Source organism: Niabella yanshanensis (assembly GCF_034424215.1).
Classification (GTDB): Bacteria; Bacteroidota; Bacteroidia; order Chitinophagales; family Chitinophagaceae; genus Niabella; species Niabella yanshanensis.
The window spans coordinates 719551-745875 of the sequence record NZ_CP139960.1 but is presented as its reverse complement, the minus strand read 5'-3'; the positions used below and the strand labels follow the sequence as shown (position 1 = coordinate 745875).

20 protein-coding genes are annotated in these 26325 nt (G+C 41.8%); 7 read left to right on the top strand and 13 right to left on the bottom strand.

Going from position 1 to position 26325, the window contains the following annotated elements:
- Positions 1-26: 26 nt before the first annotated feature.
- The 3 genes from U0035_RS02705 to U0035_RS02695 all read right to left on the bottom strand — a co-directional run bounded on the left by U0035_RS02705 (position 27) and on the right by U0035_RS02695 (position 3492).
- A complete protein-coding gene (locus U0035_RS02705; RefSeq protein WP_114793111.1) occupies positions 27-758 on the bottom strand; it encodes a BglII/BstYI family type II restriction endonuclease in 732 nt (243 codons plus the stop codon).
- 324 nt (positions 759-1082) lie between these two features.
- Positions 1083-3017 (bottom strand): hypothetical protein, encoded by a 1935-nt coding sequence (locus U0035_RS02700; protein ID WP_162818016.1) that lies wholly within the window; start codon positions 3015-3017, stop codon positions 1083-1085.
- Positions 3018-3075: 58 nt separating this feature from the next.
- Positions 3076-3492, bottom strand: a complete 417-nt coding sequence (locus U0035_RS02695) for a helix-turn-helix domain-containing protein (protein WP_245957838.1) — start codon at positions 3490-3492, stop codon at positions 3076-3078.
- Positions 3493-3636: 144 nt separating this feature from the next.
- On the opposite strand from U0035_RS02695, the gene U0035_RS02690 reads away from it, so the two are divergent.
- Together U0035_RS02690 and U0035_RS02685 are read left to right on the top strand one after the other, a co-directional pair.
- Positions 3637-3906: a SymE family type I addiction module toxin gene (locus U0035_RS02690; RefSeq protein ID WP_114793108.1), complete on the top strand. Its 270-nt coding sequence runs from the start codon at positions 3637-3639 to the stop codon at positions 3904-3906.
- A 62-nt stretch (positions 3907-3968) separates the two neighbouring features.
- Complete coding sequence (locus tag U0035_RS02685) at positions 3969-4331, top strand: hypothetical protein (RefSeq protein ID WP_114793107.1); 363 nt, start codon at positions 3969-3971, stop codon at positions 4329-4331.
- Between the two features lie 857 nt (positions 4332-5188).
- On the opposite strand, the gene U0035_RS02680 is transcribed toward U0035_RS02685, so the two are convergent.
- A complete protein-coding gene (locus tag U0035_RS02680) occupies positions 5189-8722 on the bottom strand; it encodes a hypothetical protein (RefSeq protein ID WP_162818015.1) in 3534 nt (1177 codons plus the stop codon).
- Between the two features lie 68 nt (positions 8723-8790).
- Positions 8791-10602 carry a hypothetical protein gene (locus U0035_RS02675; RefSeq protein ID WP_114793105.1) on the bottom strand — a complete coding sequence of 604 codons (1812 nt, stop codon included), beginning with the start codon at positions 10600-10602 and terminating at the stop codon, positions 8791-8793.
- Positions 10603-10901: 299 nt separating this feature from the next.
- Here U0035_RS02675 and U0035_RS02670 point away from each other — a divergent pair, with 299 nt between their 5' ends.
- The 5 genes from U0035_RS02670 (at position 10902) to U0035_RS02650 (ending at position 13617) form a co-directional block, all read left to right on the top strand.
- Positions 10902-11063, top strand: coding sequence for a DUF1328 domain-containing protein (locus U0035_RS02670; RefSeq protein ID WP_114793104.1), 162 nt, complete (start codon positions 10902-10904; stop codon positions 11061-11063).
- A 284-nt stretch (positions 11064-11347) separates the two neighbouring features.
- A complete protein-coding gene (locus U0035_RS02665) occupies positions 11348-12721 on the top strand; it encodes an amidohydrolase family protein (RefSeq protein WP_114793103.1) in 1374 nt (457 codons plus the stop codon).
- A gap of 41 nt (positions 12722-12762) precedes the next feature.
- Complete coding sequence (locus U0035_RS02660) at positions 12763-12942, top strand: hypothetical protein (RefSeq protein ID WP_211316555.1); 180 nt, start codon at positions 12763-12765, stop codon at positions 12940-12942.
- A gap of 74 nt (positions 12943-13016) precedes the next feature.
- Positions 13017-13148, top strand: coding sequence for a hypothetical protein (locus U0035_RS02655; protein WP_262510954.1), 132 nt, complete (start codon positions 13017-13019; stop codon positions 13146-13148).
- A gap of 64 nt (positions 13149-13212) precedes the next feature.
- Positions 13213-13617, top strand: a complete 405-nt coding sequence (locus U0035_RS02650; protein ID WP_114793102.1) for a GxxExxY protein — start codon at positions 13213-13215, stop codon at positions 13615-13617.
- Between the two features lie 266 nt (positions 13618-13883).
- Here the strand turns inward: U0035_RS02650 and U0035_RS02645 are convergent, their stop codons facing one another.
- From U0035_RS02645 to U0035_RS02610, 8 genes are all read right to left on the bottom strand, one after another.
- Entirely contained in the window at positions 13884-14924 is a 1041-nt protein-coding gene (locus tag U0035_RS02645) for a LacI family DNA-binding transcriptional regulator (RefSeq protein ID WP_114793101.1), read from the bottom strand.
- Between the two features lie 149 nt (positions 14925-15073).
- Positions 15074-16576, bottom strand: coding sequence for a xylulokinase (locus U0035_RS02640; RefSeq protein ID WP_114793100.1), 1503 nt, complete (start codon positions 16574-16576; stop codon positions 15074-15076).
- A gap of 72 nt (positions 16577-16648) precedes the next feature.
- A complete protein-coding gene (xylA, locus tag U0035_RS02635; protein ID WP_327138721.1) occupies positions 16649-17977 on the bottom strand; it encodes a xylose isomerase in 1329 nt (442 codons plus the stop codon).
- Positions 17978-18235: 258 nt separating this feature from the next.
- Positions 18236-19561: a hypothetical protein gene (locus U0035_RS02630; protein ID WP_114792624.1), complete on the bottom strand. Its 1326-nt coding sequence runs from the start codon at positions 19559-19561 to the stop codon at positions 18236-18238.
- Positions 19562-19590: 29 nt separating this feature from the next.
- Positions 19591-22221: a DNA gyrase subunit A gene (gyrA, locus tag U0035_RS02625; RefSeq protein WP_114792623.1), complete on the bottom strand. Its 2631-nt coding sequence runs from the start codon at positions 22219-22221 to the stop codon at positions 19591-19593.
- 286 nt (positions 22222-22507) lie between these two features.
- The gene (metK, locus tag U0035_RS02620; protein ID WP_114792622.1) at positions 22508-23761 is read right to left on the bottom strand and encodes a methionine adenosyltransferase; all 1254 of its coding nucleotides are present in this window, start codon (positions 23759-23761) and stop codon (positions 22508-22510) included.
- Positions 23762-23848: 87 nt separating this feature from the next.
- The gene (locus U0035_RS02615; protein WP_114792621.1) at positions 23849-25360 is read right to left on the bottom strand and encodes a DUF4270 family protein; all 1512 of its coding nucleotides are present in this window, start codon (positions 25358-25360) and stop codon (positions 23849-23851) included.
- 40 nt (positions 25361-25400) lie between these two features.
- Entirely contained in the window at positions 25401-26213 is an 813-nt protein-coding gene (locus U0035_RS02610; protein WP_114792620.1) for a glycogen/starch synthase, read from the bottom strand.
- Positions 26214-26325 lie beyond the last annotated feature (112 nt).

Below are 26325 nucleotides of genomic sequence, written 5' to 3'. Positions count from 1 at the left end.
CCGATTGTGGATCTATTTCCTATCATTTATTCTTCAGGATCAGCCAGGCTGGCTACTGGCCCAGTGTCTGAAGATTCGTAAATTGTATTCACCGGCGCTCCGTTAAGAAAGCCGTTTACGATCCTGTATCGGTTGGCAGTTTTTCCTCTAGCTGTTATATTCCTTATATCACCGGCGATGAGCCCGTTGGCCCTGGCTATGCCTGAGGTCGATGTATCTACAATGGGAGTTCCTGCTTCCATTTCCATACCAATTAATAGTATAGGCAACGTAATGGATAGCTTAGCCGATGGTAATTCTCTTACACATCGCTCAAAATTCGTAACATTCGAATCCATCCTGTTAGCAATAGATGACATTGGTACAATACACAAGCCCATATCGATCAGATCTTGTGAATAGGCAGTCTGGAACTTAAAAATGTCGCTATACCAACGGGACATATTGCCAAATTGAACTTCGGCTTGTATCCTTAATCCATTAAAAATTTTTCGGTAATCAGCAGCAAGTCCAGAACCTTGGATACTGGTAGCATTTGGATGAAACAACCAACCCAGATCGCAGGCAAACCTACGATCAAAAAATGTATTAAAGAGTTGTTGTACTACATCTAGTCGTCGATTCTTATTCGATTTATTGGGAAATGTGAACAGCGGGCATTGCCTCACTACACCAGTTATTTCCTGAAAAGCTCCGGTATAATTTCTATGTTCTATGATCTCTTGTGCAAAACGATAACTGTGTAATTCAAATTCCATAAACGCATTTACATAGTTTTGATGATCCTTTTAAACTCAGTTGCTGAGCAAAATAGCAAAATATATCCATTTAAATGGATTTTTGCTTTTAAAATGGATACATATTGTCGTCTATTTAAAGAATTTGTCTTTATAGCGGTTTTACCAATTATTTACTATTTCGAGTTGGGGCCATTTCCAATCGAGAAACAATTGATGAACTCCTTTAAAAAAGGTAAGAAAGATTGGTTAATGTTCTTGGGCAGAGACCGGGATGCGTTATAAACCAAAAGGTCGTAACCTTTTGGTTTATAACATAAAAAATATATTTAAAGTGAGTAATATTTAAGCTAAATGTTTAGCCGCAAAGTCGTTTATGAGTAAGTCATTTTCGATTTTAAGCGTAGTGAGTATAATCAGTTTCATTAGAATATAATAATCGGATTGATGCTCTTTTTCAGAAGGAGAGTTTGAGCCATGAAGATATCTGTTCCTTAGATCAATACCATTTGTAAACTCCTTTTTATTGAGATAGTAGTTGTAAAAACTTATTTCTTGTCTGGTGAACAGTGAACTCTCTGCAACTAATTGCTTTTCATTTATAAGTTCGTCAATCATATCGCGAACCGGCTTTTTATGGTGCCAGTAGTTTAATACTTCATCCTTGTAAAGTTTGCTTACGATATATAATAATGTTTCCTTTTTTATGCTAACAGTATTATCAGCACCTATTGATAAGTAATCTTCTTCGATCAGTTTATTAATTTCATACTGCTGATAGCTTTCAAAATCAGTAATATTTACATTTTCGTTTTTTAAAAGATCGTACAGATTAGTGTATTTGTCTTCATATTTATCCGTATAATAAAGTGAGCTTTGATCTGAGAAAAATAAATACAAAAGTCTGTCTATAGATTTGCTGTTGGCATAAATGTATTTCTTGCTCACCAGGCTGCGTATTTCACCAAGGCGAATGGGAGTAGAATTTAATTCTAAAAGTTCAAAGTCAATAGAGCCATCATTTACATAAGCTTCATACTGCCGTAACAATGACTCAAACTCGGGTGCTAAAACCCTTATTTTCTCTAAAAATGATAAGTGTGAGCCAGACGGCCGAAAGCGCAAATGCTGTACTCGGTAATGTATGTTAAGGTGCTGTGTGATAAACGAGCTAACAACCTGTTCTACAGAGTTCTTTTTGGGGTTTAAATAATTGTTTAATAGTACTATTTGCCCCTGTGCTAAAAAAGCTTTTCTTTTAAATACAATGCCGTCAGGATAAGCATTTTTAGACTTCATGAATATTCTTTCCATAACGTCCATTTCACTTTCTTTGTTAACCAAAGTCGCTAACCCATGCTCATCAATATAGCAAAATGGATGTCCGAAAACTTGAAAAAGTTCTGTATCTGAGGTTATCGTATCAAGATAGTCACGGCTATATGTTGCTCTAAAAACATCACCCTCGTAAGAATATTCGGCAAACTCTTTCATTCCCGAATCTAAACCTATATCCACACCTATACACCATAAATGATCTTTAGTACTCTCTAATATTTCATTATTTAAAGCTTCTGATTTTTTCTTTGCTTTCAGCCTTGTTTTAGGTGAAAGCTTGAGGTCATTTGACTCTTTTGACTGCTCTATCAATTGTAGATAATTCAAATTGGCATTTTCACCGTCAATGTACTTTTCTATTATATTTTCTTTATCTGTATTGCTTAAGGAATTGGGGAAATTATAAGCCGGCGCTTTATGCCTGTGTTCTTGTTCAAATTTAGATAACAATAATTCTGCAGCTTCATCATAGTTGAATAAGAAGCTTTTTATTTCGTTATGAAAATGCTCAACAAGATTTTTATACAAAAGCACTTTTCTAATTTGTGCAGGTTTGCTTTCAAGGATTTGAACAAAATCTGCCCGGTCTATCTTTTTATAGATACTTAAGTCATTAATTAATCTCCAGAATGATTTTAAATATTCCTGAGAATCCAAACTTTTAATTACACTTATTATATCTGTACCAGGAAGCGCAAGCATATAGCATTTTAACTGCTCAAAGGCCTTTTTTATAATCTCTATAAAAGCCTTCTTCTTATCATCATTCCACGTTAGCAGAAACAAACCAGAATCAAAATAGAGCTTTATATGATATAGTTCCAACAAGTCATTAATTTCTGATCTTGATTCAAGATCAAGATTGGTCAATAACGCTTCAGCCTTTGTTAGAAAATGAGGTGCCGATCCATCTTCTTTGGAAAAAAACACAATTCTGTTCATCCGTTTCCTGTTCATTAGAGAAGACAAAAAAACGAGGGCTTCCTCGTTTTACTTTAATTTACTTATTGTTGATTAATTGCTCCAACCTTGCCATCATCTCATCCTTTTCTTTCAACATCCTTTCATATAGCGCTATTTTCTCCTCATGCAATTGCATCAGCTTATCAATAGGATTGTAATTATTGATTACAGTACCTACTTGAGCATTGTCATTAAAAGTGCTGGAAATTATAGTGATCGCCTGCTCTTCATCAAAATTTTGGATTGCCTCTACAGGTATTTTCAGCACAGCAGAAATCTGCTGGAGTAGGGGAGTATCAATCGTTTCCTTCTGCTCCAGCAAGGATACGGCCTGCTGGCTCATGTTGAGGTCAAAAGCCAGGGCATCTTGTTTTATACCCAGCATTTCGCGGAAACGTTTAATGTTGCGGCCTTCGTGTACTTTATGGTTCGGCATAGCAGTATGTGTTGTCATAGGAGCAAATTTAGTTTTTTCAAATTAGATTATGCAAGCCTAAAGATACATAAAATACAAGCTTTTTGGGTGTAACACACAATCAATTTTTGTAGGAAACAATACATGACGGCAGTTGCTTTGTACCAACAAAAAAGCTAAGCTATGCAAACACTAAAAACACCCCGCATTACCAAACCCATCCGCCGCATGACGGTATGCCGCTATGCGTTCAGAGGCATCAACAGCAGAACAACCACCTCATTCCCGGCATTACGGCTGGCCGGCAAATGGCTTCAGGACAGCGGTTTTAAACCCGGCCATGTGGTAGAGATCGCCTGTGAAAAAGGCCAGCTTATCATCACAATTGCCAAAGAACAAAAATATGAAGCCTTACAAGAACGGTTTCAAAGGGAAAAGATTGAGATTGTGTAGGGGGCTTACATTATGTTAAGTAGAGATTGCTGGAATGCGCAAAAAAGTGGAACTTTAGGCTAATGACCGGAGAAGAACGCATTCAAGCAGAAGCCAAAGCCACATTAACTAATAAGTTAAAGCAATTGAGCTATAAACCGCTACCAGAAGAGGTTTCAAAAGATCGGTTAAAGTTTCTAGCTGACAATGGCGATACTCGAGAAGTAATTTTATGCTTCCTAAATTTAGACAAAGCCCGTAGCATTAGTATCAATCAACGCGACTTTGATTACACCCCACGCCCGGATTTGTTGATATTGCTTACTGTGTATATGAATGATATAAAACCTGTTTTGCACCATTTTTCTACCTGGCAGATCAAAGTATTTACCAACGCCATCGAAACGCTCAGCCATTGCACTTTGGACGCCGTTAGCGACTTGTAGGCGTCGTGTAGGACCGGCCTTTGAAAAAATGGCGTTAAGAAAATGGTGCAGGAAGCCGTCCGTGCTTTGGCACGGAAAAGCCGCCGCTGTTTGAGCCCAGCACGCTCTATAATTTTATAACGAACTTTTGCGGCGAGTTCGGCGGGTTTAGGCTTCCTGTGCAATTTTTAGCCAATTTTTTCACAGCCTTGATTTTTTGGTTCTTTTGCATCAAGGCAAAAGAACGATAAACACAAACCGCGAGTGCCAGACTGGAAACCTGTAATTATAGACAGCAGGCATATTGCAGGTTTACAGGCCAGCGAGCGACCATAAAAAAGAGAAAAAAGAAGCGTTGGCAAAAAGGCAAAAATTTTAAAGACGCTACAAACACGGCGTGAACATGGGTGCAGTAAAAACTTGCTGTGTAAGTTTTCAGTTCGACACAGGAATTTTTACCAGCCCATGAAGCGCCTGCCTTTACGGCTATTTACCCAAGGGGCAAGGGCTGCATTAAAGCATTTTTCCAAAACCAAATTTTCAATGTTATGTGAGTTTGTTTGCAGGCTGTAAACCTGATTTGCAGCCCGCAGACATAACGACTAATTATAGGACAAACCGGAAGAGCCGAACTGATCGAAAATTAAATGCTCAATAGCAGTACAAAAGCTGATAGATTATTTAACATAATATTGTTATAGGACAAACGTCACCTGGCTGCATTAACTGTCCGGCCAAAACGCAGCCATCGTTTTGTCCTATAATTTATATTATGTTAAGTAGAATTTTAAGAGATTCAAACCCCTATACATCCATATCAAAAAAACAGCGGCATAAAAAATAGCTTTCTATGCCCCTGTCCCTACTTCCTGCCTTCTTTAATCGATGCTAAAACTTTCAGCATATTGCAAACTCCCGTTCATCAGCGATAGCACACTGCTGGATATGGCCACCACAGTACTGGTTAGCGGATCCGGATCAAACTTTGCAATGTCGCCGGCAATATTGGAAATATAACCGGTTAGCTTTGCCGTGTCGTCCATAATAGCCATTTTACGAAATTGATTGAATGCAACATCGCCCAGCTCGCTGTAATGATAAGCAACCGGAACTACGGAGGTTAAACTTAATATAAGATCTACAGCAGCCTTAATTTCTTCCAGGCCCCATTTTACGGCCTGGCTTTTTCCGGCTACTTTTTTGGCGGCCATAAATATAATCTTGTTGGCGAATGCACAAACTGCAAGCCCCGTAGACAAAGTGGACATCGACTCATTCGCTATCGGATAAGGCTTGGCCAGCTGCCCTACCACGAAGAAACCTGCCGTGGCTACAAGATCACAAACATTTTTGGCCCCCGTAATTACAGGCACTGAAGGCAATTCACTGGCATCTTCTATAAGTATCAGTGGCCCCTTTATCAACGAGGCGGTTCCCGATATGATATGACCTGAAATGAATAATGTTTCTTTAAAAGTTTGAGGCAGCGTAATAATACTATAAAACTCTTTCGAATAATCAACCGGGGAGCTACCCGTACCAAATGCTTTAATAAGGTCTTCCATACTCTTAGCTTCAATAAGCTGCGTGCTGTAGCCATCGTCTTCTGTAAATGGCGCAGCGTCTTTGTCAATTTTATAGATCAAAGTAGCAGGAACGGAGCCTATCAGGCAAATAATATCCAGCAATGACCATTCAATTTCGTAATCCCAGATGGCATACAATATATCGGAAACAACCGGTATCCAAATAGGCGATGTTAAAAGGGTAATGCAATCGTTAAATATTTCTACAATGATATCGATCAAAGCATCGACAACATTGGCGGCAGAAGCCAGCACCGTATCTGCTAATACTGCCAGCAGCACCTTAAGAATGTCGCCTACAGACATGGTTTTATACTGATCGTTGCTTAATAATTGATGATTGATTGCTTCCGCGGCTATTTTAAAAACTTTTCCTTCTTTTTTCAAAGCATCTACCAAGGGCACCAAAATATCTTCAGCTACTTCAGCAATATTTTTTATTATCCCGGTAAACTGGCCATAGGCGATATTGTTAATAAAATGGTCTTGAAGAAAAGTGTTGGCGGCTTTGTAACTGTCCGAATAATCGGTATCTGCCTGTTGATAAGTAAGCGGCTGGTTCATAAACGTTGCATCTGCTGAAGGTGTAATACCCGCTGCGCTATTAATGTTTGCTATAACACCCGCTATCCCATCATTAATCACCCCCTTCATGTCCCAGATTTTTTCAACCCCAAAATTCAGACTCACTTTAATCACGTTTACATACAAATCATTGGTGCGCTTAATATCATCCCAGCTAAAAATAAATTTTAAAAACTGGATCAATTCGGTGATCTTGGTTTTTAACGCGTTGAAAACCGCTTCCAGCGCAGCAATTGCCTTCTCAACGGTATCAATAACAAAAGTGTACACTTTGCCGCCAATGGTGGTTACAAAATGCCATAGTTTTTCTGCGGTGTCTTCTATGATCTGGATCACATATTCGGTAGCATTCAGCAGCCAGTTGCACAGGTCACCGGCCGCTACAACAATAGCATTGCCGATATCCGCTAATGTATCCCCTACCGTTTCCACCACTTTCATTTGGTAGCCTGATGGCCGCACGGCCAGTGTATACATTTTTGCAGATGGACTGAATGCGAAGCCTGGCCTGCCAACACCGTCCGAAACCTTTCTTGCTGCATCAACCGGCCCTGTATTGTAGTTATTATAGGCATTCACCAGCGATTGAATGGATGCAGCCGCGCTATCCAGCTCTTCTACAGTCATGCCCACGCTGATTAGCGGTTTTACCGGCTGGCCTTTATCATCTGTTACCTGTGCGTTTAGCAAGGCTGCTCCCGAATTAAGCGTAGCCGCTTTCGCCATGGCATTGTTCATGGGGTTTACCACTACGTTTACCGCACCATCTTCGCTTTGCACCCATAACCGGGCGCCCTGCAGATCTGCTACCCGCTGCACCAGTTTTACTGCCCCCTGCGCATCCGCCGTTACCTTCACAGGAGCCGTATCCAATACACCATATAGCCCATTGATATACACCGGTACCCGGTAAGCACTACTGATACGGAGCTTTGCACCGCTTACCGGCACACCCTGCTCATCACACACTGTGATGCGGGTCATATAGCAATCACATTTTTGAGCTTTGCTTTGGGCATCTAAAGGAAGCAGGATGTCCTGCGTGGTCCAGCTGGTACTTAAAGGGTCCTGTACCGCTTTCTTTAAGGCACCGGTTCCGGTATGCATAAAATAGGTATTGCCGCCGTTTACCCTGTTTTTATAGGGCGCAATCTGTTCTACCCCCGACATGATAGGCACCGGGTAAGACCAGGCCGCCGGATCGGTAACCTTTGTAATATCACATTCAGTGTAAAATACCTCGTGCGATTTATTGAGGCCCCATACTACCACCTGGTTCTTTGTAGTATAAGCATAAAGGTTGATGGCAGATACAAAAAGGTCATTAGTCATTAGCTTCAAACCCAGGGATTTTTCTTCCTGGTTATCTGCAGTGAATAAATAAAGATCGCCCTTATGGCTGCTTACATATAAATCGGTATAGGTATGTTTATTGTCTTTTATTACTGCTGAAGGGGTGCTGGCTATACACTGGGCTTGCGCATCGGGTATACTAAGCTGGGTAGTTTCACCCGCAAGATCTAAATCATACGGGTTAAAAATTTGCTGGTAATACAAAGACGGAACTCCACTGATACTGCCCAGGCAGTAGATGCCGCCTACATGCTGCTCCCCCGTCTTTCGGCCACCACAAATCCTTATCTCATCCGGATCTAAATTGAAGGGCAGTGTATAAAGATTCCATAAAAAACCAGACACCGATTTTGTGCTGTCAATATAATAACGTTCGACGGTATTTTTTCCTGGCGGTATTACATTTACCACGATGAGCGGTTCCTTTTCGGTTTGCAGGATGTATACACCGGATATAGTTATTCCGGTATTTTCACTACCCTTTACATCAAAAGGTAATTGGGTCCACTCCAGCGAGATGCTGCTATCATCGTTCCTGGCATGAGCAGAGGCAATAAATAAATAATCAGCACCTGCCGCGTTTACGGCTACTACTACCGAAAATGAGCCGTCGATAGTGTTTTGATCTACGGCGAAGGTTTTTGCAACAATGCTGCTCCCCTCTTCAAAATACCTGCTCAGCCCGTTACTCAAATTGCTTCTCTGCCACCCCGTGCCGCTGTTGGCCGTTTCTTCGGTCAGGTAAAAAACACCATCGCTTCCAATAGAAAATAATAAGGAGTTTCCATTTTCAGACTGTATGGAAACAAATTCTTTATCGGGCGCAATGATCTCCCCTTGCATATAATTACTCATCAATTCTGATGAGGCAAAAATTTTTGTAGACATATTCAGGTAATTAAGCAATTAAAAATGAAGAACACCGGCTGGCTGACAGCATAAGTACTGCCAGTAGCTTATTGAAACGAAATACGAACAGTAAGATCTCCCTGGTCCGAGAAGGCCGGATCGGCGAAGTAATAGGTTTGTGCCCCGGGAAATACAAAGCCCATCTCCCCGTCTATAATATTTGAAATATCCCGCGTATAGGCATCCATCAATGCATTCATTTGTTGTGCTAATGCAGTCACCTGCGCTTCATAATCTCCAATTTTCCCGAGGGTCAGGTACCTGGATAGAAAGCTGTTATCCCCACCATAATAGGGAAGATTGACATCTTGGGTTTGAATGAGATTTTCGTTTGTAGAACGGCAGCTTACCTGGAGCAGTCCCGCGGTACTATTGCCAGCGATAACGCCTGTACCCACAGCATCCAAGGTAAATACCGTGGTATTCCTCTGTGCCAGCTCGTACCGGGTTACATCAGAAACATCAATGGCAGCTACTTCCCGGATATTACGGTAATAAACGGATGCCATCGTTTCGCAGGTTATCGTGTTGCCAAAAAAGCGGATCTCTGAATGCACTTCCACACAAACCTTGAGTGTTTCGTTGTGGACCAAATCAAAGGATTCGTCATCCTGGTCCTCGCTCTTATAACTAAATGTCAAATACGGGTTTCCCTGGTTTTGTGTATAACGCAGCGTATCGGTGTTTGCTTTCAGGTTGATCGACCCATCTGGTACGGTAAAAATAGCATCGTCCAGCACCACATCTACTTTGGGGCATATGGGATTCAGGCAGGGCGACAATACCTGGTTCAGGTAATCCACAAAAACAGCTCTTCTTACAGACATTACACCTTGTACACTCTTATCGTCCACCCAGTTCCAGCTAAATGGCTGAATAGGTGAGGGCATCTTGTTCTGGTGGCTCATGACCAGATAATTCAAAGTATAAAGGCCATAATTTGCAGCATCGGCATAAGGCGTTACAACGAAGTTGAGATCAGTAGGTATGATGGATGAAGCCGGGTAATTGTCAATTTCGGGTTGTACCGAATTAGTTAATACAATGCCGCCATTTTCAATATACGGAAACCAGCAACTGTTTAAAAAAGCATATAAACTGGTATATAGTGGGCTGTTGGGCGGTACGTTTATAACGGTGGTTATAGAATCTGCGTTCAGTTGCGGCGTGTTCAGATCTAGCAATAACTGCTGAAGGCTGAACATGCTTTCGGGGTTGATGTTATAAACCTTTTTAAGGTTTTCCTGTACGTTGGGTGGCAGCGAGCTGTAAGAGGTGCCCGGCTTAATTTGCAGGTTCAGGTTTACCAGCCACCGGAAGATCCATGGTTCATTATCCTGTTGTTCAGTTTTACGCACCTTCCACTCTTTGCCGCCATAGGCCATCTCCATGATAACAAAAGAGGCAAAGTATAAATTGTACTCTACGGTCTGATCCAGGTCTTTTCCCTCAACGCGCGAGCTATCGAAATACAGGGAAATAATATCAGGCATTTTTGCCGGGCTTATGCCGGCAGGAAGTCCGAAACCAACATTAAATGCATAAGCAAAGTTGGCCGCTGCCATGGCATCTCCTAATGCTTTGTAGGCACTGTATTCAGGCAAGTCACTTTGTGCCTTGTCGGGGATAGCAAAAATATCCTGTCCGCCGGTCATGGCCAGTACTTCTTCATCCGTCATCAATGCGACTTCAGTATGAAAACTGTCGGTGTACTTATAATACTGGATAAATGGCTCAGCCTTTTCGCCGATAGCTGCAGTGAATGCTTTCAGGTTAGCGTTTAAGGCATCCTGCGTTACTGCAGACACCAGGTCATACTGAAAACCAGGGCTAGACAGGTTAGAGTCTTTGGCGCTCATTTAAGTTGGTTTAAAGGGTGTAATAAAATCGGGCTTCTACATGTTTAGTAATTAAATGTAATCATTTAGTTTGAAATATATCTAATGAAATACTTATTTTTTTAAAATTAATTTAAAATTATTCTTAAAGTATTGAGAAAATAACTATAGAACAGCAGGTCTAGCGCCAATCAATGTTGTTACGAAAATAACCGGGAATATATGATCGGAGTTTCTTCCCTCCTGTTACTGGCTAATATTGGAATAGTTCTTGTCTATAGGTGATTAAACCTTTTTGTAAACCCTTAAATCCTACGATTATGCTTAGATGGTCTATTATCTTTTTAATTGTGGCAATTGTTGCTGCGGTGTTTGGTTTTGGAGGCATTGCTTCTACTGCTGCCGGTATCGCTAAAGTTTTATTCTTTGTGTTCCTGGTGTTGTTTGTACTGTCTTTAATTTTTGGCAGACGCAGTGCCTAGTGCTGAAGCGGCATTTATATTTGGGGTGCATACACCCGTTGATGTAATCAGAAATGAGGTAGCATTTGTTGCCTCATTTTTATTTGCCTTAATAAGTTTAATTTTAAACATATAGAGACATAGTTACGCGTTACTATTTGCCGGCTGATGCAATTTTTCTCGACCGGTATGATCGGAAAGATTTTAAACCTCAGTCGCGTTTTTTCAACAAATACTCTCTGGCCTTATCTTAGTATAATTAATGTGGGGTTCTCCGGAAATCTATCCGTTTATTTATAAATTAAATGATGAAAAATTCTCCTGCTCATTTATGGTTATTGCTGCTGGTTATGCTTTTACATTCGTGTGGCGATAACCCCCAAAAAAATAATACAACCGGCGATGTACTCCTATTAGAACAGGTGAGGCTGATTGATGGCAATGGCGGCACTCCTGTTGAAGACACCAAACTGCTGATCAAAGACGGTAAAATAACAGCTATTGGTTCCGACATTACGGATGAGAATGCTACGGTAATTAATCTGGAAGGCAAAACGATCATGCCGGCGCTTATTTCAGCGCATTCGCATATCGGCACATTAAAAGGAACAACCACCAAAGCTGAGAACTACACCGAGGGAAATATATTGGCTCAATTGAAAAAATATGAAAGCTATGGCGTGCTGCAGATCATGGCCATGGGCACGGATCGTCCGTTATTATTTGAAACGGGTTTGCGCGATCGTTCATTAAAAGGTGAAATCCCCGGCGCAAGAATCCATTCTGCCGGTTATGGCTTTGGTACGCCCAATGGTGCACCACCACTGGGTTTCGCCATGGATAAAGTTTTTCGCCCGGCAACCGCGGCCCAGGTGGTTTTGCAAGTGGATAGCCTGGCGCAACTAAAACCGGATATGGTAAAGATTTGGGTAGATGATTTTAATGGGAAATACGCGGCCAAAATGCAGCCGGAAATTTATAAAGCGATCATACAGGAAGCTCATAAAAAGAACCTGCCTGTGGCTGCACATGTATATTATTTGAACGATCTGAAACAATTGGTGGCCGACGGTGTGGATATTATTGCCCATAGTGTGCGCAGCGATGTAATCGACGATTCAACGATCACCCAAATGAAAGCAAAGCAGGTGATTTATATTCCGACCTTGTCGCTGGATGAATATGCTTATATCTATGGTCAGCAACCCGAATGGATCAATAATGAATTCTTTAAAAGATCGCTGGAGCCGGGCGTTTATGAAATGATCACTGCCGAAAAATACCGGAACGATTTGAAGAATGCGCCTAACTACGCTTCGAACATGAAAGCTTTTGAAACAGCGAAACAAAACCTGTTACAATTATTTAAAGCCGGTGTATTAATAGCTATGGGCACAGATAGTGGCGCTACGCCGGTACGCGCACAGGGTTTCTCTGAACACCTGGAACTGCAATTAATGACAGAAGCCGGTTTGACACCATTAGAAGCTATTACCGTGGCTACGAAAAATGCGGCAACGGCATTAAAGATTCAGCAACAATATGGCACGCTGGAGCCGGCTAAAGTGGCGGACCTGGTCATATTAAACAGCGACCCATCCAAAGACATAAAAAATACCAGGGAGATCTTTGCAGTGTATAAGAATGGGAAGGAAGTGAGCAAGGGACCACTCCCCTGATCAAACAGCCATTTAATTTGTCCTCTAAATTCAATACCGATATGAATCATTTTAAAACTGCTTTTTTCTTTCTGCGTTTACCGGTAGCTATCTCTTTATTAGGTCACGGTTTAGTACGTCTGCCTAAGCTTGCCGGCTTTAGCAGCTGGATGGTGACCACCATGGATAAATCGGCGATCCCTCCCGCCCTTATTGTGCTTTCAGTTATTTCTTACCGATAGCAGAAGCCTCACTGGGGCTGGCATTGCTGGTAGGCTTTCAAATCAGACTGACCTTATTTGCATCTATAGCATTGATGAGCCTGCTTATTTTGGGTAGCTGCTCTATTGAAAACTGGAGCGCTATTGAAGCACAGTTGTTACATGCTTTTTACTTAATGGCGATCTATTGGTTTTGGGAGAAGAATCAGGCTAAAGCAACCGGGTAGTCTTTAATTAAAAAATCGGGATATTTGTAGGGCAAGCGAATGAATCACCCTACAAGCTAACACCATGACGAAACATGAAGTAACCCAACTATCGTATACTATTACCGGCTGCGCCATCCAGGTACATAAAGAATTAGGCCCCGGATTATTGGAAAGCGTTTACCAGCAATGCCTGCGATACGAGCTCCGGAGGCAGGGCTTTGATGTGATACACCAGGTGATGGTACCCGTTGCTTATGGTAATATGATCCTGGATACCGAGCTCCGGTTGGATCTGCTTGTGAATGATACGGTTGTCGTAGAATTAAAGGCGGTTGAACAGTGGCATCCCGTATACGAGGCGCAACTATTAACCTATATGAAATTATTACAGAAGCCTCAGGGATTACTGATTAATTTCTTTACCGATAATATTACCCGCTCAATGAAGCCTCTGGTAAATGAGTATTTTCGGCTACTGGATGATTGAGTGGTTATTGTTTTAAACCATTAAGGAATTAAGGCACATCAAGAGCGAACATTATAATCTTAACTATTCTTAACTCCTTAATGTTTTTATTTTAAACCATTAAGTGATTAAGGCACATTAAGAGCTTGATTTATCGCCTATCATCTAACTTAACTAATCTTAACTCCTTACTGGTTTCCATTTCTTAAATCATTTAGGTATTGAGGGACATTAAGAGGTATTATTATGAATCTTAACTAACCTTAACTCCTTAATGGTTTTGTACTTTATACTTTGCCCTTCTTTTTCTTTTGCGATGATTCGCGTACGATCAGGTCTGAATTAATGATCAAAGTATTGAGCTGTTGTAAATTGCTGACGCCTTTGATATGATTGATCAATGTACGGGCGGCGATCTCTCCCATTTCTATACCGGGATAATTAATAGTAGTGAGAGAAGGCTCGATCAAATGTGCGATAGCATCATTATTAAAACCAACTACTGCTACATCTTCCGGCACTTTGATACCGTTTTCCTTCAGGGTTTTAATAAAAGCGGCAGCCACAAAATCGTTGGTGATAAAAGCCCCGTCAAACTTACGCTTTTGCTTAAGTAGCTTGTGAGCCGAATCGATACCAGCTTTTTCGCTTAGATTATCTACTAACACGAGATTTTCGTCCCGGTCAAGACCATTGTCAGCCAGGGCATCTTTATAACCCCGGTAACGCTCTGCGTATACATTACGGTTAAGGTTGGATGTAATATGCGCCACTCTCCTGCACCCCTGATCTATTAAATGTTGGGTAGCATCATACCCCGCCTTATAGTTATCGATCACCACTACCGTATTATCATTGCCTTTTTCAACCCGGTCGAAAAATATAACCGGTACACCTTTATCCTTAAACTGTTTGAAATGATCGTATTGTTTGGTATCGAAAGATAAAGAGGCAATCAGCCCATCCACCCGTTTATTAAAAAGATTGCGGGCATTGGCCACTTCTTTGTCGTAGCTCTCAGATGAGTGGGCAATAATCAGGTCATAGCCGGCTTCGGTGGTTACTTTTTCTACGCCCAATAATACCGAATTAGCGAAATTACTATTGAGCTCATGGATCATAAACCCAATGGTATTGGTTTCCTGCGTACGAAGACTGCGGGCAAAATGATTGGTACGATACCCCATTTTTTCGGCCAGCTCGAAGATCTTCTTCTTGGTTTTCTTGCTTACTACCGGATCATCCTTCAAAGCGCGGCTAACAGTAGCTACAGATATTTTTAGCTCGCTGGCAATATCATATATCGTTACTTCTTTTCCCTTCTTCATACGGAAATAAAATTAGGTGCGTAAAAGTAGGTAAAAAGAGATGCCGGTAAACAAACTCTATCAAAATCTTTTGGCTTCTTAGATGAAAGTCTTTGGAAATCGGGTCATCAATTCTCCGGTTGCACCCATACTATACGTATTGCGTATCGTTAAGCTTCCTGTAAAATTAACGAGTCCGAATTTAATTTCTGTTCCAGCTCTGCTTTCCAGGCTCCGTACAATTCATCATACAAAGCAGCCTGTGTTGGTTCTACTACGCTTAGGGGTTGACGTTTCCGGAATGCGTCTGCCGGCTGCCGGTAATACCCGGCCCCTATCCCTGCTCCCAAAGCGGCACCCACACTGCCGTCACAGTCATACAATTCAACCGGTACATGGGTAGCGTTTACGAAAGCCTCGGTAAATACCGGGCTTAAAAACATGTTGGCTTTTCCCGCTTTTATCACGGCAGGCTGCATGCCATTGCTACGCATGATGTCGAGCCCGTAACGGAATGCGAAAGCGATACCTTCCTGTGCGGCTCTCACCAGGTGGGCTGTGGTATGTTTGTTAAGGTCGATATTTTGCAGATGGGCATCTACTATTTTATTATTGAGCATACGCTCGGCGCCGTTACCAAAAGGCAGAATAGTTAATCCATCACTGCCCGGCCTTACCGTGGCCGCCATTTCATTAAGCTGCGCATAGGAAACATTTCCAGAAAGATTCCGGATCCAGCGATTCAGAATGCCGGTACCATTAATGCAGAGCAAAATACCAACACGGGTTAAATCAGGTTGGTGATTAACATGAGCAAATCCATTCACCCGGCTTTGCAGATCGTAAGTAAGCTCATCACTTACACCATATATTACACCAGATGTGCCTGCAGTGGCCGCAACATCTCCCGGTTCGAATACGTTTAGGGAAAGCGCATTGTTGGGCTGATCGCCTGCTTTATAGGTAACGGGTATACCTTCTTTTAATGAAAGTTCATCAGCTGTTTCTTTAGTCAAACGACCATGATCGGAGAATACCGGTTGCAGGTTGGGAACAATACCACTACTAAAACCAAACTGCTGCATCAACTTTTGCGATACCTGGTTCTCCAAAAAATCCCAAAAGATACCTTCAGATAGTGCTGATGGTGTAGTGGTTATTTGCCCGGTAAACCGTTGTGCAATAAAATCACCGGGAAGCATGATCTTATCGATCTGCTCAAATAGTTCCGGCTCCTGTTCTTTTACCCAGGCTAGTTTAGCAGCAGTAAAATTACCGGGAGAATTTAAAAGTCTTCCGAGGCAGTACTCCTCTCCCATTTCCTGGAAGGCTTTTTCACCATAAGGTACGGCCCGGCTGTCGCACCAGATAATACTATTACGTAGCACATTACCGGCCTTATCTAATAGCACCAGCCCATGCATCTGATAGGAAATGCCAATAGCTCCAATATCCTTTGTATAAAATTTCCCCGATTGATTGACTTTTTTGATAGCTTCCTTTACATCGCTCCACCATTGTTCGGGAGACTGCTCTGCCCAGCCGGATTGAAGAGAAATAATATCCCGCTCTGATTCCGGATACTGCGCCGCTGCGATGGTTTGTTGTGTTGCGCCGTCTACTACCGATACTTTAATGGATGAAGTACCTACATCGATGCCTAATAATAACATTATTCTGATTTTATGTGAATGGTCCATAGCCTATAAGCCATGAACCATCGACAATGAAATATGATCTCTAAACTATATAAACCGGTTAATAATATTCTCTAGGTACTCCTGTTTGCCACTTGTTACAGCAGGCTCACCCGTTTCAATAGCGTAAGCACGAAGATCTTCTAATGTTAATTGACCCTGCTCGAAAGCCTTTCCTTTACCCCCATCAAAGGAAGCATAACGCTCCTGCTTTAATTTACGGTAATCAGAATTGGACAGGATCTTATCGGCCGTGATCAAGGCCCTGGCAAATGTATCCATACCGCCAATATGCGCATAGAACAAATCGGCAGGATCCGTTGACGCGCGACGGATCTTCGCATCAAAATTAATTCCGCCACCCTGCAAACCGCCTGCTTCCAGGAAGATCAACATCGCTTCCGTTAATTCATTTAAATTGTTGGGAAACTGATCGGTATCCCAGCCATTCTGGTAATCCCCCCGGTTGGCATCCAAAGATCCCAATACACCTGCATCAGCTGACACCTGCAGTTCGTGCTGGAAGGTATGTCCTGCAAGGGTGGCATGATTTACTTCTATATTGATCTTAAAATCGCCTAATAAGTCCCACTGGCGCAAGAAGCCGATTACGGTTTCGCAATCATAATCGTACTGGTGCTTGGTAGGCTCCATGGGTTTCGGCTCGATCAGGAAAGTTCCTTTAAAACCATTTTTACGTGCATAATCTTTGGCTGTATGCAGGAAACGCGCAAAATGCTCCTTCTCCCTTTTCATATCGGTATTGAGCAAGGTCATATAGCCTTCTCTTCCACCCCAGAAAACATAACCGTCCCCACCCAGTTCTATAGTGGCGTCAATAGCCGCTTTTACCTGGGCAGCTGCATGCGACAAAACCTGAAAATCAGGATTGGTAGAAGCCCCGTTCATATAACGCGGATTAGAGAATACGTTGGCAGTACCCCATAATAATTTTACACCACTATCGGCCTGCTTCTGTTTGGCATAATCTACTACTGCCTGTAATCTTTTATCATTCTCGTTTACATCCGTTCCATAATCCACCAGGTCTATATCATGAAAACAATAAAACGGCAGGTTCATTTTAGTGATAAACTCAAAAGCAGCATCCATCTTGTCTTTGGCTCTTGCTACCGCATCAGCTTTGCTGTTCCATCCAAACACATGGGTTCCCGGGCCAAAAGGATCGTTACCATCATTGCAGAACGAATGCCAGTAGGCACAGGCAAAACGAAAATGCTCTTTTAATGTTTTTCCCGCCACTACCCTGTTGGCATCATACCAGCGAAAAGCTAATGGGTTATCACTTTCCGGACCCTCATATTGTATCTGGGGAATACTTTTAAAGTACTCCTGATCGCCTAATAATACGCTCATAATTGAATATTGATTTGTTGTTGTCTTTTAAATAATGTGGTTCAAGCTTTAATCGTCAGTGTAAAAGAAACACAATATTAGGAAATAAATTGTAATCGGTTTCATAAAATATTTTCTTTTATATTTCATAAATTATAAGAAGCAAATAAAGTCATCGTTTGCAATCGGGTTACATAGTAGTTAGTAGTGCTTTCTCTCGGGTTACAGTATAAAAAAACCGCCCCAAATCGGAGCGGTTGATCTATTTAAGATGGTGATCTATCTTAATTTACTAAAGATATCATCCCATTTCTTTTCCAATGCAATGTATTTGTCTCTGTCAGCACCTTTTGAGTCTTCGATTTTATAAGAATAATATTCAGCCAGGTTGCCTGCAATAGCACGGTAGCTACGTTTTTGACCTGCATCAAGGTTCTGCATTTTTGCAAATAGCTCAGCTGCTTTTTCGTAGTTGTTCTTTGCCAATTCGTAATTAGCACCGTAGGTTTTTTTAGCTTCTGCTAACTGGGCCTTATCGTCCGCTGTTGCTTTTGCTCCTTTTTTGGTCACATTGGTTTCAGCAGTAACCATGGCATCTCTGAACTTTTCTGATTTTAACAAATAGTGATCACCCAATAATAAATAAGGCTGCATTTCTTCAGGTTTCAGGCTGGATGCTTTGTTCAAAGCTGCCAGCATTTTGCCTTCCAGCTCTTCTGCATTACCAGGAAGTACCGCATTAGCCTTTCTCGAATCTAATGTATCATAAATGATTTCGGCCAGGGTGATATTTGCTTTATAATCTTCAGGATTTGAGGCAACATGCTTTTCCAGGCTTGCCAATCTTTCATTAAAATTAGAGCTTCCACCTACTGCAAAATCAAGCATTGAGTACGTGAAAAATTCGCTTTGAGGAAACAATTCTTTTCCGATGGCTTTGTATTTTTCGAAATTTGCATTGTCGCTTTTACCTGCATAATAACGAACCAGGCCCTGGTATACACTTTCGTAAGATGCTTCATTATATTCCTTTATTTTAGCATCAGCAATGCGGGCATAATACTTTTGTGCCTCATCCGCATGCTTGGTGTTTTCTGCCAATAAACCCGCGTAATAGATCGCTGCAGTATCCATTTGCTTGTTCATGATCTTTTTAGCGATCAGAAGTTCCGAATAGTCAACCGTTTTTTTGAACTTATCGTAGGCTGGCTCATAAGCCTTATTGTTGATATCGGCTATACCGGCATTAAAATAAGCAGCATATAAATTATAAGGAGTGTTTTTGTAAGTAGGGTCCTCCATTAATTTCATATCTGGTTCCATTTCTTTATACTTAGCCAGAGCTGCATCCGCTTCTGATCTGTTTTTGTCTGCTTCCGCAGCTTTACTGCTGTCCAGCGCCAGGCTCGAATACAGCGCTGCTTTCAGTATATACCCTTCAGGCTTTGTAAAGAATTTTTCATTAGTAGAGTTTTTGTCGTAAGACTCTTTTGCCTTCGCGATTTGCCCCAGTGCCAAAAGCCCTTTGATATCATCATACTTCTGCGCAAAAGCTCCTGTTGTTGAACAAGCAACAATCGTTGCCAGGAAAATAACTTTTTTCATTCGTATATATTTTTACTATTTTTTAAACGCTAATTTTCTTCGGTTGATTCTTCTGTACCCTCATTGTTATTATCATCAGATTGCTGATCTCCGGAAGAAGTTGCATTGTCCTGAGACTCCGTCGCACCCTCAATCTGCGTTCCGGCTTCCGTATTTTCTGTTTCTTCGATCTCCTCCTCTTCCTGTTCGTCAACCTTGGTGATAGCGGCTATCTCATCTCCTTCATCAATACGGATCAGTTTTACACCTTGTGCTGCCCTGCCTAATTCACTAATACCACTTACCGGCATCCTTATAGTAATACCGCTTTTGCAGGTTATTAACAGGTCCTCATTCTCAAACACATCTAAAAGTCCGACTAAATTACCGGTTTTATCCGTTATGTTAATGGTTTTTACACCTTTACCACCACGATTCGTAAATCTGTACTCGTCAACCGCTGTTCTTTTACCAAAACCTTTTTCACTCACAACCAGTACACCCGGCGTAATTTCAGCGTTTGTTGATACACAAATCATGCCTATTACCTCGTCATTTTCATCATCTACCTCAATACCACCAACCCCAATAGCACCACGGCCGGTTGCCCTCACTTTTTCTTCGGAGAAGCGGATAGCACGGCCACTTTTCACAGCCAGCATGATTTCCGACGTACCGTCTGTTAGTTTAGCTTCTAACAACTGATCGCCTTCAACAATTGTAATAGCGTTTACACCGGTCTGCCTCGGGCGGCTAAAGTCGCTTAAGCTTGTTTTTTTGATAATACCCTTCTTAGTACAAAGGAGTATATTATGCGCTTTTACAAATTCTTCATCCTTCAGATCTTTGATATCAATGATCGCACGGATCTTATCATCAGGCGGCAATTGCATCAGGTTTTGTATCGCACGTCCTTTACCTGTTTTTTCTCCTTCAGGAATCTCATACACGTTCAACCAATAGCATCTTCCTTTTTCTGTAAAAAATAACAGGGTATGGTGTGTAGAGGCTACAAACAGGTGCTCAATATAATCTTCATCCCTGGTTTTACCGCCGCGTACGCCGCGTCCGCCACGTTTTTGTGCGCGGAACTCATCTGCCGAGGTACGTTTAATATAACCTAAGTGAGAAATAGTAATAACTACATCTTCCTCCTTGATCAGGTCTTTGATACTTACTTCATCATTCAGGTAAGTGATCTCTGTATTACGCTCGTCTCCGAATTTTTGCTTGATCTCCAGTAATTCGGTTTTAATAATATCAAAGCGTAAGGTTTCATTAGAAAGAATATCTTTTAAGTGAGCGATCAGCTTCATCAGCTCCTCGTACTCTTCTTTGATCTTCTCACGCTCCATTCCGGTTAAACGCTGCAAACGCAGTTCCAGTATGGCTTTGGCTTGTATTTCGTCTAATCCCCAGCCGGCGTTGATCAGGTTTTCTTTGGCGATATCAGGTGTTGCAGAGCTCCTGATCAGGCGAATCACTTCGTCCAGGTGATCCAATGCAATTAAGTATCCCTGTAAAATATGAGCTCTTTTTTCAGCTTCTTTTAATTCGAATTTTGTACGACGCACTACCACCTCATGCCTGAACTCTACGAATTCAGAAATCATATCTTTTACACTCAATACTCTGGGGCGACCTTTAACAATAGCTACGTTGTTGATACCAAAAGAAGTTTGCAGATCGGTGTGCTTATACAGTTGGTTGATCACCACGTTAGCTATAGCATCACGCTTCAGATCCAATACGACACGGGTACCATCTTTGTTCGATTCGTTATTAACGTGTACAATACCTTCGATGATCTTGTTGTTCACCAGCTCACCAATGCGGTTAGTTAACGCATCGCGGTTGACCTGGTAAGGTACCTCAGTGATCACTATCTGCTCGCGTCCGCTGGGTTTGGTGTCTACCTGCACACGCCCGCGTACTACCACCCTGCCTCTACCCGTGTGCATGCCGGCTTTAATACCTTCCATACCGTAAATGATACCACCGGTAGGGAAATCGGGAGCTTTTACATGCTGCATCAGCTCGTCGATCGTAATATCATTATTTTCGATATAGGCAACGCAGCCATCAATGACCTCGCTCAGGTTATGCGGCATAATGCTGGTAGCCATACCTACTGCGATACCACTTGAACCATTTACCAGTAACTGCGGTATACGTGTTGGCAGGATGGTAGGTTCTTTTTCCGAATCGTCGAAGTTCAGTTGAAAATCCACCGTGTCTTTTTCAATATCATCCAGCATATGTTCTGCCAGCTTCTGTAGTCTCACCTCGGTATAACGCATAGCCGCCGGTCCGTCTCCATCCTGGTTACCAAAGTTACCCTGTCCATCAACCATTCTGTACCGCATGCTCCATTCCTGGGCCATACGAACCATGGCATCGTATACCGAACTATCACCGTGCGGGTGATATTTACCCAATACCTCCCCTACCACACGGGCAGATTTCTTATAAGGTTTGTTGGCATTCAACCCTAATTCATTCATCGCATATAATATCCGGCGATGTACGGGCTTTAACCCATCTCTTACATCCGGGAGTGCACGACCTACGATTACGCTCATCGAGTAATCGATATAGGCCGTTTTCATCTGCTCTTCTATATTTACGGGAATAATTCGGTTATTATCCTGTGTTCCTTGTGGCTCCAGATTCTCTTCCATCTAATTATTTCTGTTCTTAAAATTTAAAGTAAAATGGCATTTACAATGCAGGCAAATTTAATCTTTTTATACCTGAAATTTACCGAATATGTCATGATTTTTCACCAGTTTATGCACTATTTGACGAGCGGTTTTAGCGAGTCGGCCTAAGTCATTTTTACCTGGTAACACAATAAACCCGGCCGGGTTTTAAGTTCGCTGCAGACAAGTCAGGGTTGAAAACGTAACCTGTTAAAAAAAGAGCCGCTTCACTCAGAAGCGGCTCTCTCTATAAATTAAGCATTGTTTATTTAAGCTTAAATGCTTTTTTAACTTTTGCAACATGGTCTAGCTTTTCCCAGGTAAACAGTTCTACTTTTTTAGCAACTTTCTTACCATCAGGAGAAATAAATACCTTTTCTACTGTCTTAGCTTCACGTCCCATATGACCATAAGCAGCAGTTTCGCTGTAAATAGGGTTACGCAGTTTCAACCTTTGCTCAATGAAGTAAGGACGCATATCGAAAATGCCCTCAACTATCTTGCTGATCTCTCCATCCGTCAAATCAACTTTCGCTGTTCCGTAGGTATTTACATTTATGCTGGTTGGCTGGGCCACACCGATCGCATAAGAAACCTGCACTAATACCTCATCCGCAAGGCCTGCAGCTACCAGGTTTTTTGCAATATGTCGGGTTGCGTATGCAGCACTTCTATCTACCTTGCTGGGATCTTTACCGCTGAAGGCACCGCCACCGTGCGCGCCTTTACCGCCGTAGGTATCTACGATGATCTTACGGCCTGTTAAACCGGTATCACCGTGTGGTCCACCTATAACAAACTTACCAGTCGGGTTAATATGGTATTTGATCTTATTGTTAAAAAGATGTTTATACTGAGGATATTTTTTGATCACGCGTGGGATCAGGATCTTTTTAATATCGTTGCCAATGGCTGCCAGCATTTTTTCTTCTTTATCAAAGTCGTCATGCTGTGTAGAGATAACAATAGCATCAATTCTCACTGGTTTGTTATTGTCATCATATTCCAAAGTAACCTGGCTTTTGGAATCCGGGCGCAGGTATTTGATTTGCTTGTTCTCTCTTCTTAACTCAGCTAATTCGATCAGTAAAGTATGAGCCAGGTCTAACGCTAAAGGCATATAATTAGCCGTTTCGTTGGTAGCATAACCAAACATCATACCCTGGTCACCCGCTCCCTGCTCTTCTTTCTTCTTACGATCCACACCCTGGTTAATATCAGAAGATTGCTCGTGGATAGCTGAAAGTACACCACACGAATTGGCTTCAAACATATATTCGCTCTTGGTGTAACCAATTTTGCTGATCACTTTGCGGGCAATGTCCTGTACATCCAAATAGGCTTTGGACTTTACTTCTCCGGCCAATACTACCTGACCGGTAGTAACCAGTGTTTCGCAGGCAACCTTAGATTGTGGATCAAAAGCAAGAAAATTGTCAATCAGCGCGTCAGAAATCTGGTCCGCCACTTTATCTGGGTGTCCTTCAGAAACACTCTCGGAAGTAAATAAGTAAGGCATTGTGAAATAATGAGTTTATAGTCTATAAAATAAATAGGGTGCAAATATAGTATCCGCACCCGTTTTAATAAAATTTATAATGTTGTATTAGATTTTGGAGTAAACAATTCTCAGCTTCATTTTTTGTGTGGGGTGATTACCGCCCCCGAGGCGTACGCGGCCGGCAGCGGGTCCGGAAGCTATTTGAACGATGACTCTTGTGCCATTACTATTGACGTTACCGTTGTTGATAACTGTATAATAGTTGGCATGCAGACGTAAATCAGATACCGGCGTCATTCCTTTCACCACATATTGTGCATAACGTGTTAAATTAAATTTCCATTCCTTTATGGTATTGCTTGAAAGATCCTTCTTAAAAGTATACCAGGATCCGAATGATATGTAACCCGCAGGTGTGATGCTAAGAACAGTGGCCAGGTCATTAGCCGCCTGAAACGAACTATTGTCAATAGCATAAGGTATCGTTTTATATTTATTGCTGGTTGCGTCCAACATATCGAGAAACATAAGTCGCGGCGCATTGAAAAGTGTATCCATCGGATCATATACCTGTTCCATTTGTAACTGCGCCAGGTGGATGACACAGTTGGTCATTCCCGCAAGGCCTGGTATTTTCACTTTTGTGTAAGCACCCGGGCTATTTTGAATATAAGCGAAAGCGTCGGGTACATTGTCACCGGAAGTAGCCTGAAGCTGGGTGCCATTATGATCTCTGCCAATATAATTGGCAGATGCTACCTTGCCCTCGAAAGTGTAGGAAGCCACAGCGGTATCTATATCACCCGCTGTAGTGGTATTATCGTGGCGATAGTATACAATAAGTCTTGTTTTGCTATTATCGATTATATCAAAGCCCATAATAGCATTACCACCCCCGGTCGACGTTAATGCAAGGCCACCCACCTTGGTTAAAAATATTGAATCGGTAGAGTAGGCGTCGTTCACACCCGTAGTATCATAATCGAGCAGGCGCTGGCCAAAACTATTGTTCAGCTTTATACGAAGTGTATTACCAATGGGTACTGTATCCTTTGCACGGATGTCGATACTGGAGTCCTTTAAAGATCGTGGTATAATTTGCCTGGACCCCAATATATCGGTAGTGATAAAATTGTTGTCCCTTATCGAATAGGCAGAATCACGATTACTGCCGCTAGCCTTGAAGTTATTAGCTGTAGAAAGTTCCGATACAGTGATTGTCTGAGGTGTTGTTGTATCTCCATAAGTGCCCAAATAAGCTACCTGCAATACTACTGAGTCAATATATCTTTTTCCCGGAACGTTAATCAAATTTGTTTTTCCACTTGTAGGTACTAACTGGAAGAACATACGGGCGTCTGTTTTCCCGAAGATGGGATCGGTCATTAAACCCAGATATTGATCATCAGAAGCTATACTCCGGGCTGAATCATCAGCGAAAGCGGATAGCATATTATACGTTTCTACCTCCAGTGTCGTATCAAACGTATGGATATTATCAACGGGGGGAATCAAATCCTGTCCCATATCGGTTGCCTGATTGATTTTGTTACAGGAAACCAGTAAAACGATAGCCAACGTGCATATGCCCAGCGCTGATGCAATGTATTTATTCACACAGATATTTTTGAAAAATTGATACGGTAAGTTTTGAAAATTATTCCGCAAGATCGTTATACAGTTGTAAATAGTCTGTTAAATCAGAATCTTCTTTAAACTGGAGCGTTTTTTTACCGCGTACTTTGGTAAACTCAGCCAATAATTTCTTATCCACATTGGGTGCACCAAAAGTAATAGCATCTGCGTAAGTAGCACCTCCCCTCATCAGCGCTACATTGGTTCCGTCTTTGTAGGGTTCCAGGTCTTTTTCTTTCAGGGAAGGGTGAATAAGCGCTTTGGGTATAAATCCTTTGCCCAGCTTCTCTTTAAAAGTGTTCTCACCAATAGTGTATACGATTTTGCTATGTGCGAAAACGGGTTCTTTTTTATAAATCGTTTTCAGATAAGCCGGAATTAACCCTGTCATCCAGCCACTGCAATGGATCACATCAGGGCTCCAGCCAAATTTTTTCACGGTTTCGAGAGCTCCCTTACAATAGAAAACGGTTCTCAGGTCGTTATCAGCAAACCATTTTTCCTCGTCATCATGAAACAGGGTTTTCCTTTTAAACAACTCCTCATTCTCCAAAAAATAAACCTGAAGACGTGCGCTGGGCAGAGATGCCACTTTGATTTGTAACGGCATGTCGTCGTTATCAACAGTTACATTGATACCAGAAAGCCTAACTACCTCGTGAAGCCTGTGTCTGCGTTCGTTAATAACTCCAAACCGCGGCATAATGCAACGCACCTCAAAACCATTGTCATTGGCTTTTATGGCCAGTTTATTAACAATTTCAGAAAATTCAGTCAACTCTAAATAGGGAGACATTTCATTGGCAATAAATAAAATTCTTTTCTTTGTTGACATGCTTTAGCAATTTTTAAAGTTTGCAAAGTTACATATTTATAGGCAAACTGCCCTATATTATGGATTGTACTAATGAACGATAGTTGGAAATTCATTGTGAAAAACCAGCGGT

Bases quoted from the DNA above. Each gene is read 5' to 3' on its own strand.
- U0035_RS02705 (WP_114793111.1), bottom strand. From the start codon at position 758: ATGGAATTTGAATTACACAGTTATCGTTTTGCACAAGAGATCATAGAA.
- U0035_RS02700 (WP_162818016.1), bottom strand. From the start codon at position 3,017: ATGAACAGAATTGTGTTTTTTTCCAAAGAAGATGGATCGGCACCTCAT.
- U0035_RS02695 (WP_245957838.1), bottom strand. From the start codon at position 3,492: ATGACAACACATACTGCTATGCCGAACCATAAAGTACACGAAGGCCGC.
- U0035_RS02690 (WP_114793108.1), top strand. From the start codon at position 3,637: ATGCAAACACTAAAAACACCCCGCATTACCAAACCCATCCGCCGCATG.
- U0035_RS02685 (WP_114793107.1), top strand. From the start codon at position 3,969: ATGACCGGAGAAGAACGCATTCAAGCAGAAGCCAAAGCCACATTAACT.
- U0035_RS02680 (WP_162818015.1), bottom strand. From the start codon at position 8,722: ATGTCTACAAAAATTTTTGCCTCATCAGAATTGATGAGTAATTATATG.
- U0035_RS02675 (WP_114793105.1), bottom strand. From the start codon at position 10,602: ATGAGCGCCAAAGACTCTAACCTGTCTAGCCCTGGTTTTCAGTATGAC.
- U0035_RS02670 (WP_114793104.1), top strand. From the start codon at position 10,902: ATGCTTAGATGGTCTATTATCTTTTTAATTGTGGCAATTGTTGCTGCG.
- U0035_RS02665 (WP_114793103.1), top strand. From the start codon at position 11,348: ATGATGAAAAATTCTCCTGCTCATTTATGGTTATTGCTGCTGGTTATG.
- U0035_RS02660 (WP_211316555.1), top strand. From the start codon at position 12,763: ATGAATCATTTTAAAACTGCTTTTTTCTTTCTGCGTTTACCGGTAGCT.
- U0035_RS02655 (WP_262510954.1), top strand. From the start codon at position 13,017: ATGAGCCTGCTTATTTTGGGTAGCTGCTCTATTGAAAACTGGAGCGCT.
- U0035_RS02650 (WP_114793102.1), top strand. From the start codon at position 13,213: ATGACGAAACATGAAGTAACCCAACTATCGTATACTATTACCGGCTGC.
- U0035_RS02645 (WP_114793101.1), bottom strand. From the start codon at position 14,924: ATGAAGAAGGGAAAAGAAGTAACGATATATGATATTGCCAGCGAGCTA.
- U0035_RS02640 (WP_114793100.1), bottom strand. From the start codon at position 16,576: ATGTTATTATTAGGCATCGATGTAGGTACTTCATCCATTAAAGTATCG.
- xylA (WP_327138721.1), bottom strand. From the start codon at position 17,977: ATGAGCGTATTATTAGGCGATCAGGAGTACTTTAAAAGTATTCCCCAG.
- U0035_RS02630 (WP_114792624.1), bottom strand. From the start codon at position 19,561: ATGAAAAAAGTTATTTTCCTGGCAACGATTGTTGCTTGTTCAACAACA.
- gyrA (WP_114792623.1), bottom strand. From the start codon at position 22,221: ATGGAAGAGAATCTGGAGCCACAAGGAACACAGGATAATAACCGAATT.
- metK (WP_114792622.1), bottom strand. From the start codon at position 23,761: ATGCCTTACTTATTTACTTCCGAGAGTGTTTCTGAAGGACACCCAGAT.
- U0035_RS02610 (WP_114792620.1), bottom strand. From the start codon at position 26,213: ATGTCAACAAAGAAAAGAATTTTATTTATTGCCAATGAAATGTCTCCC.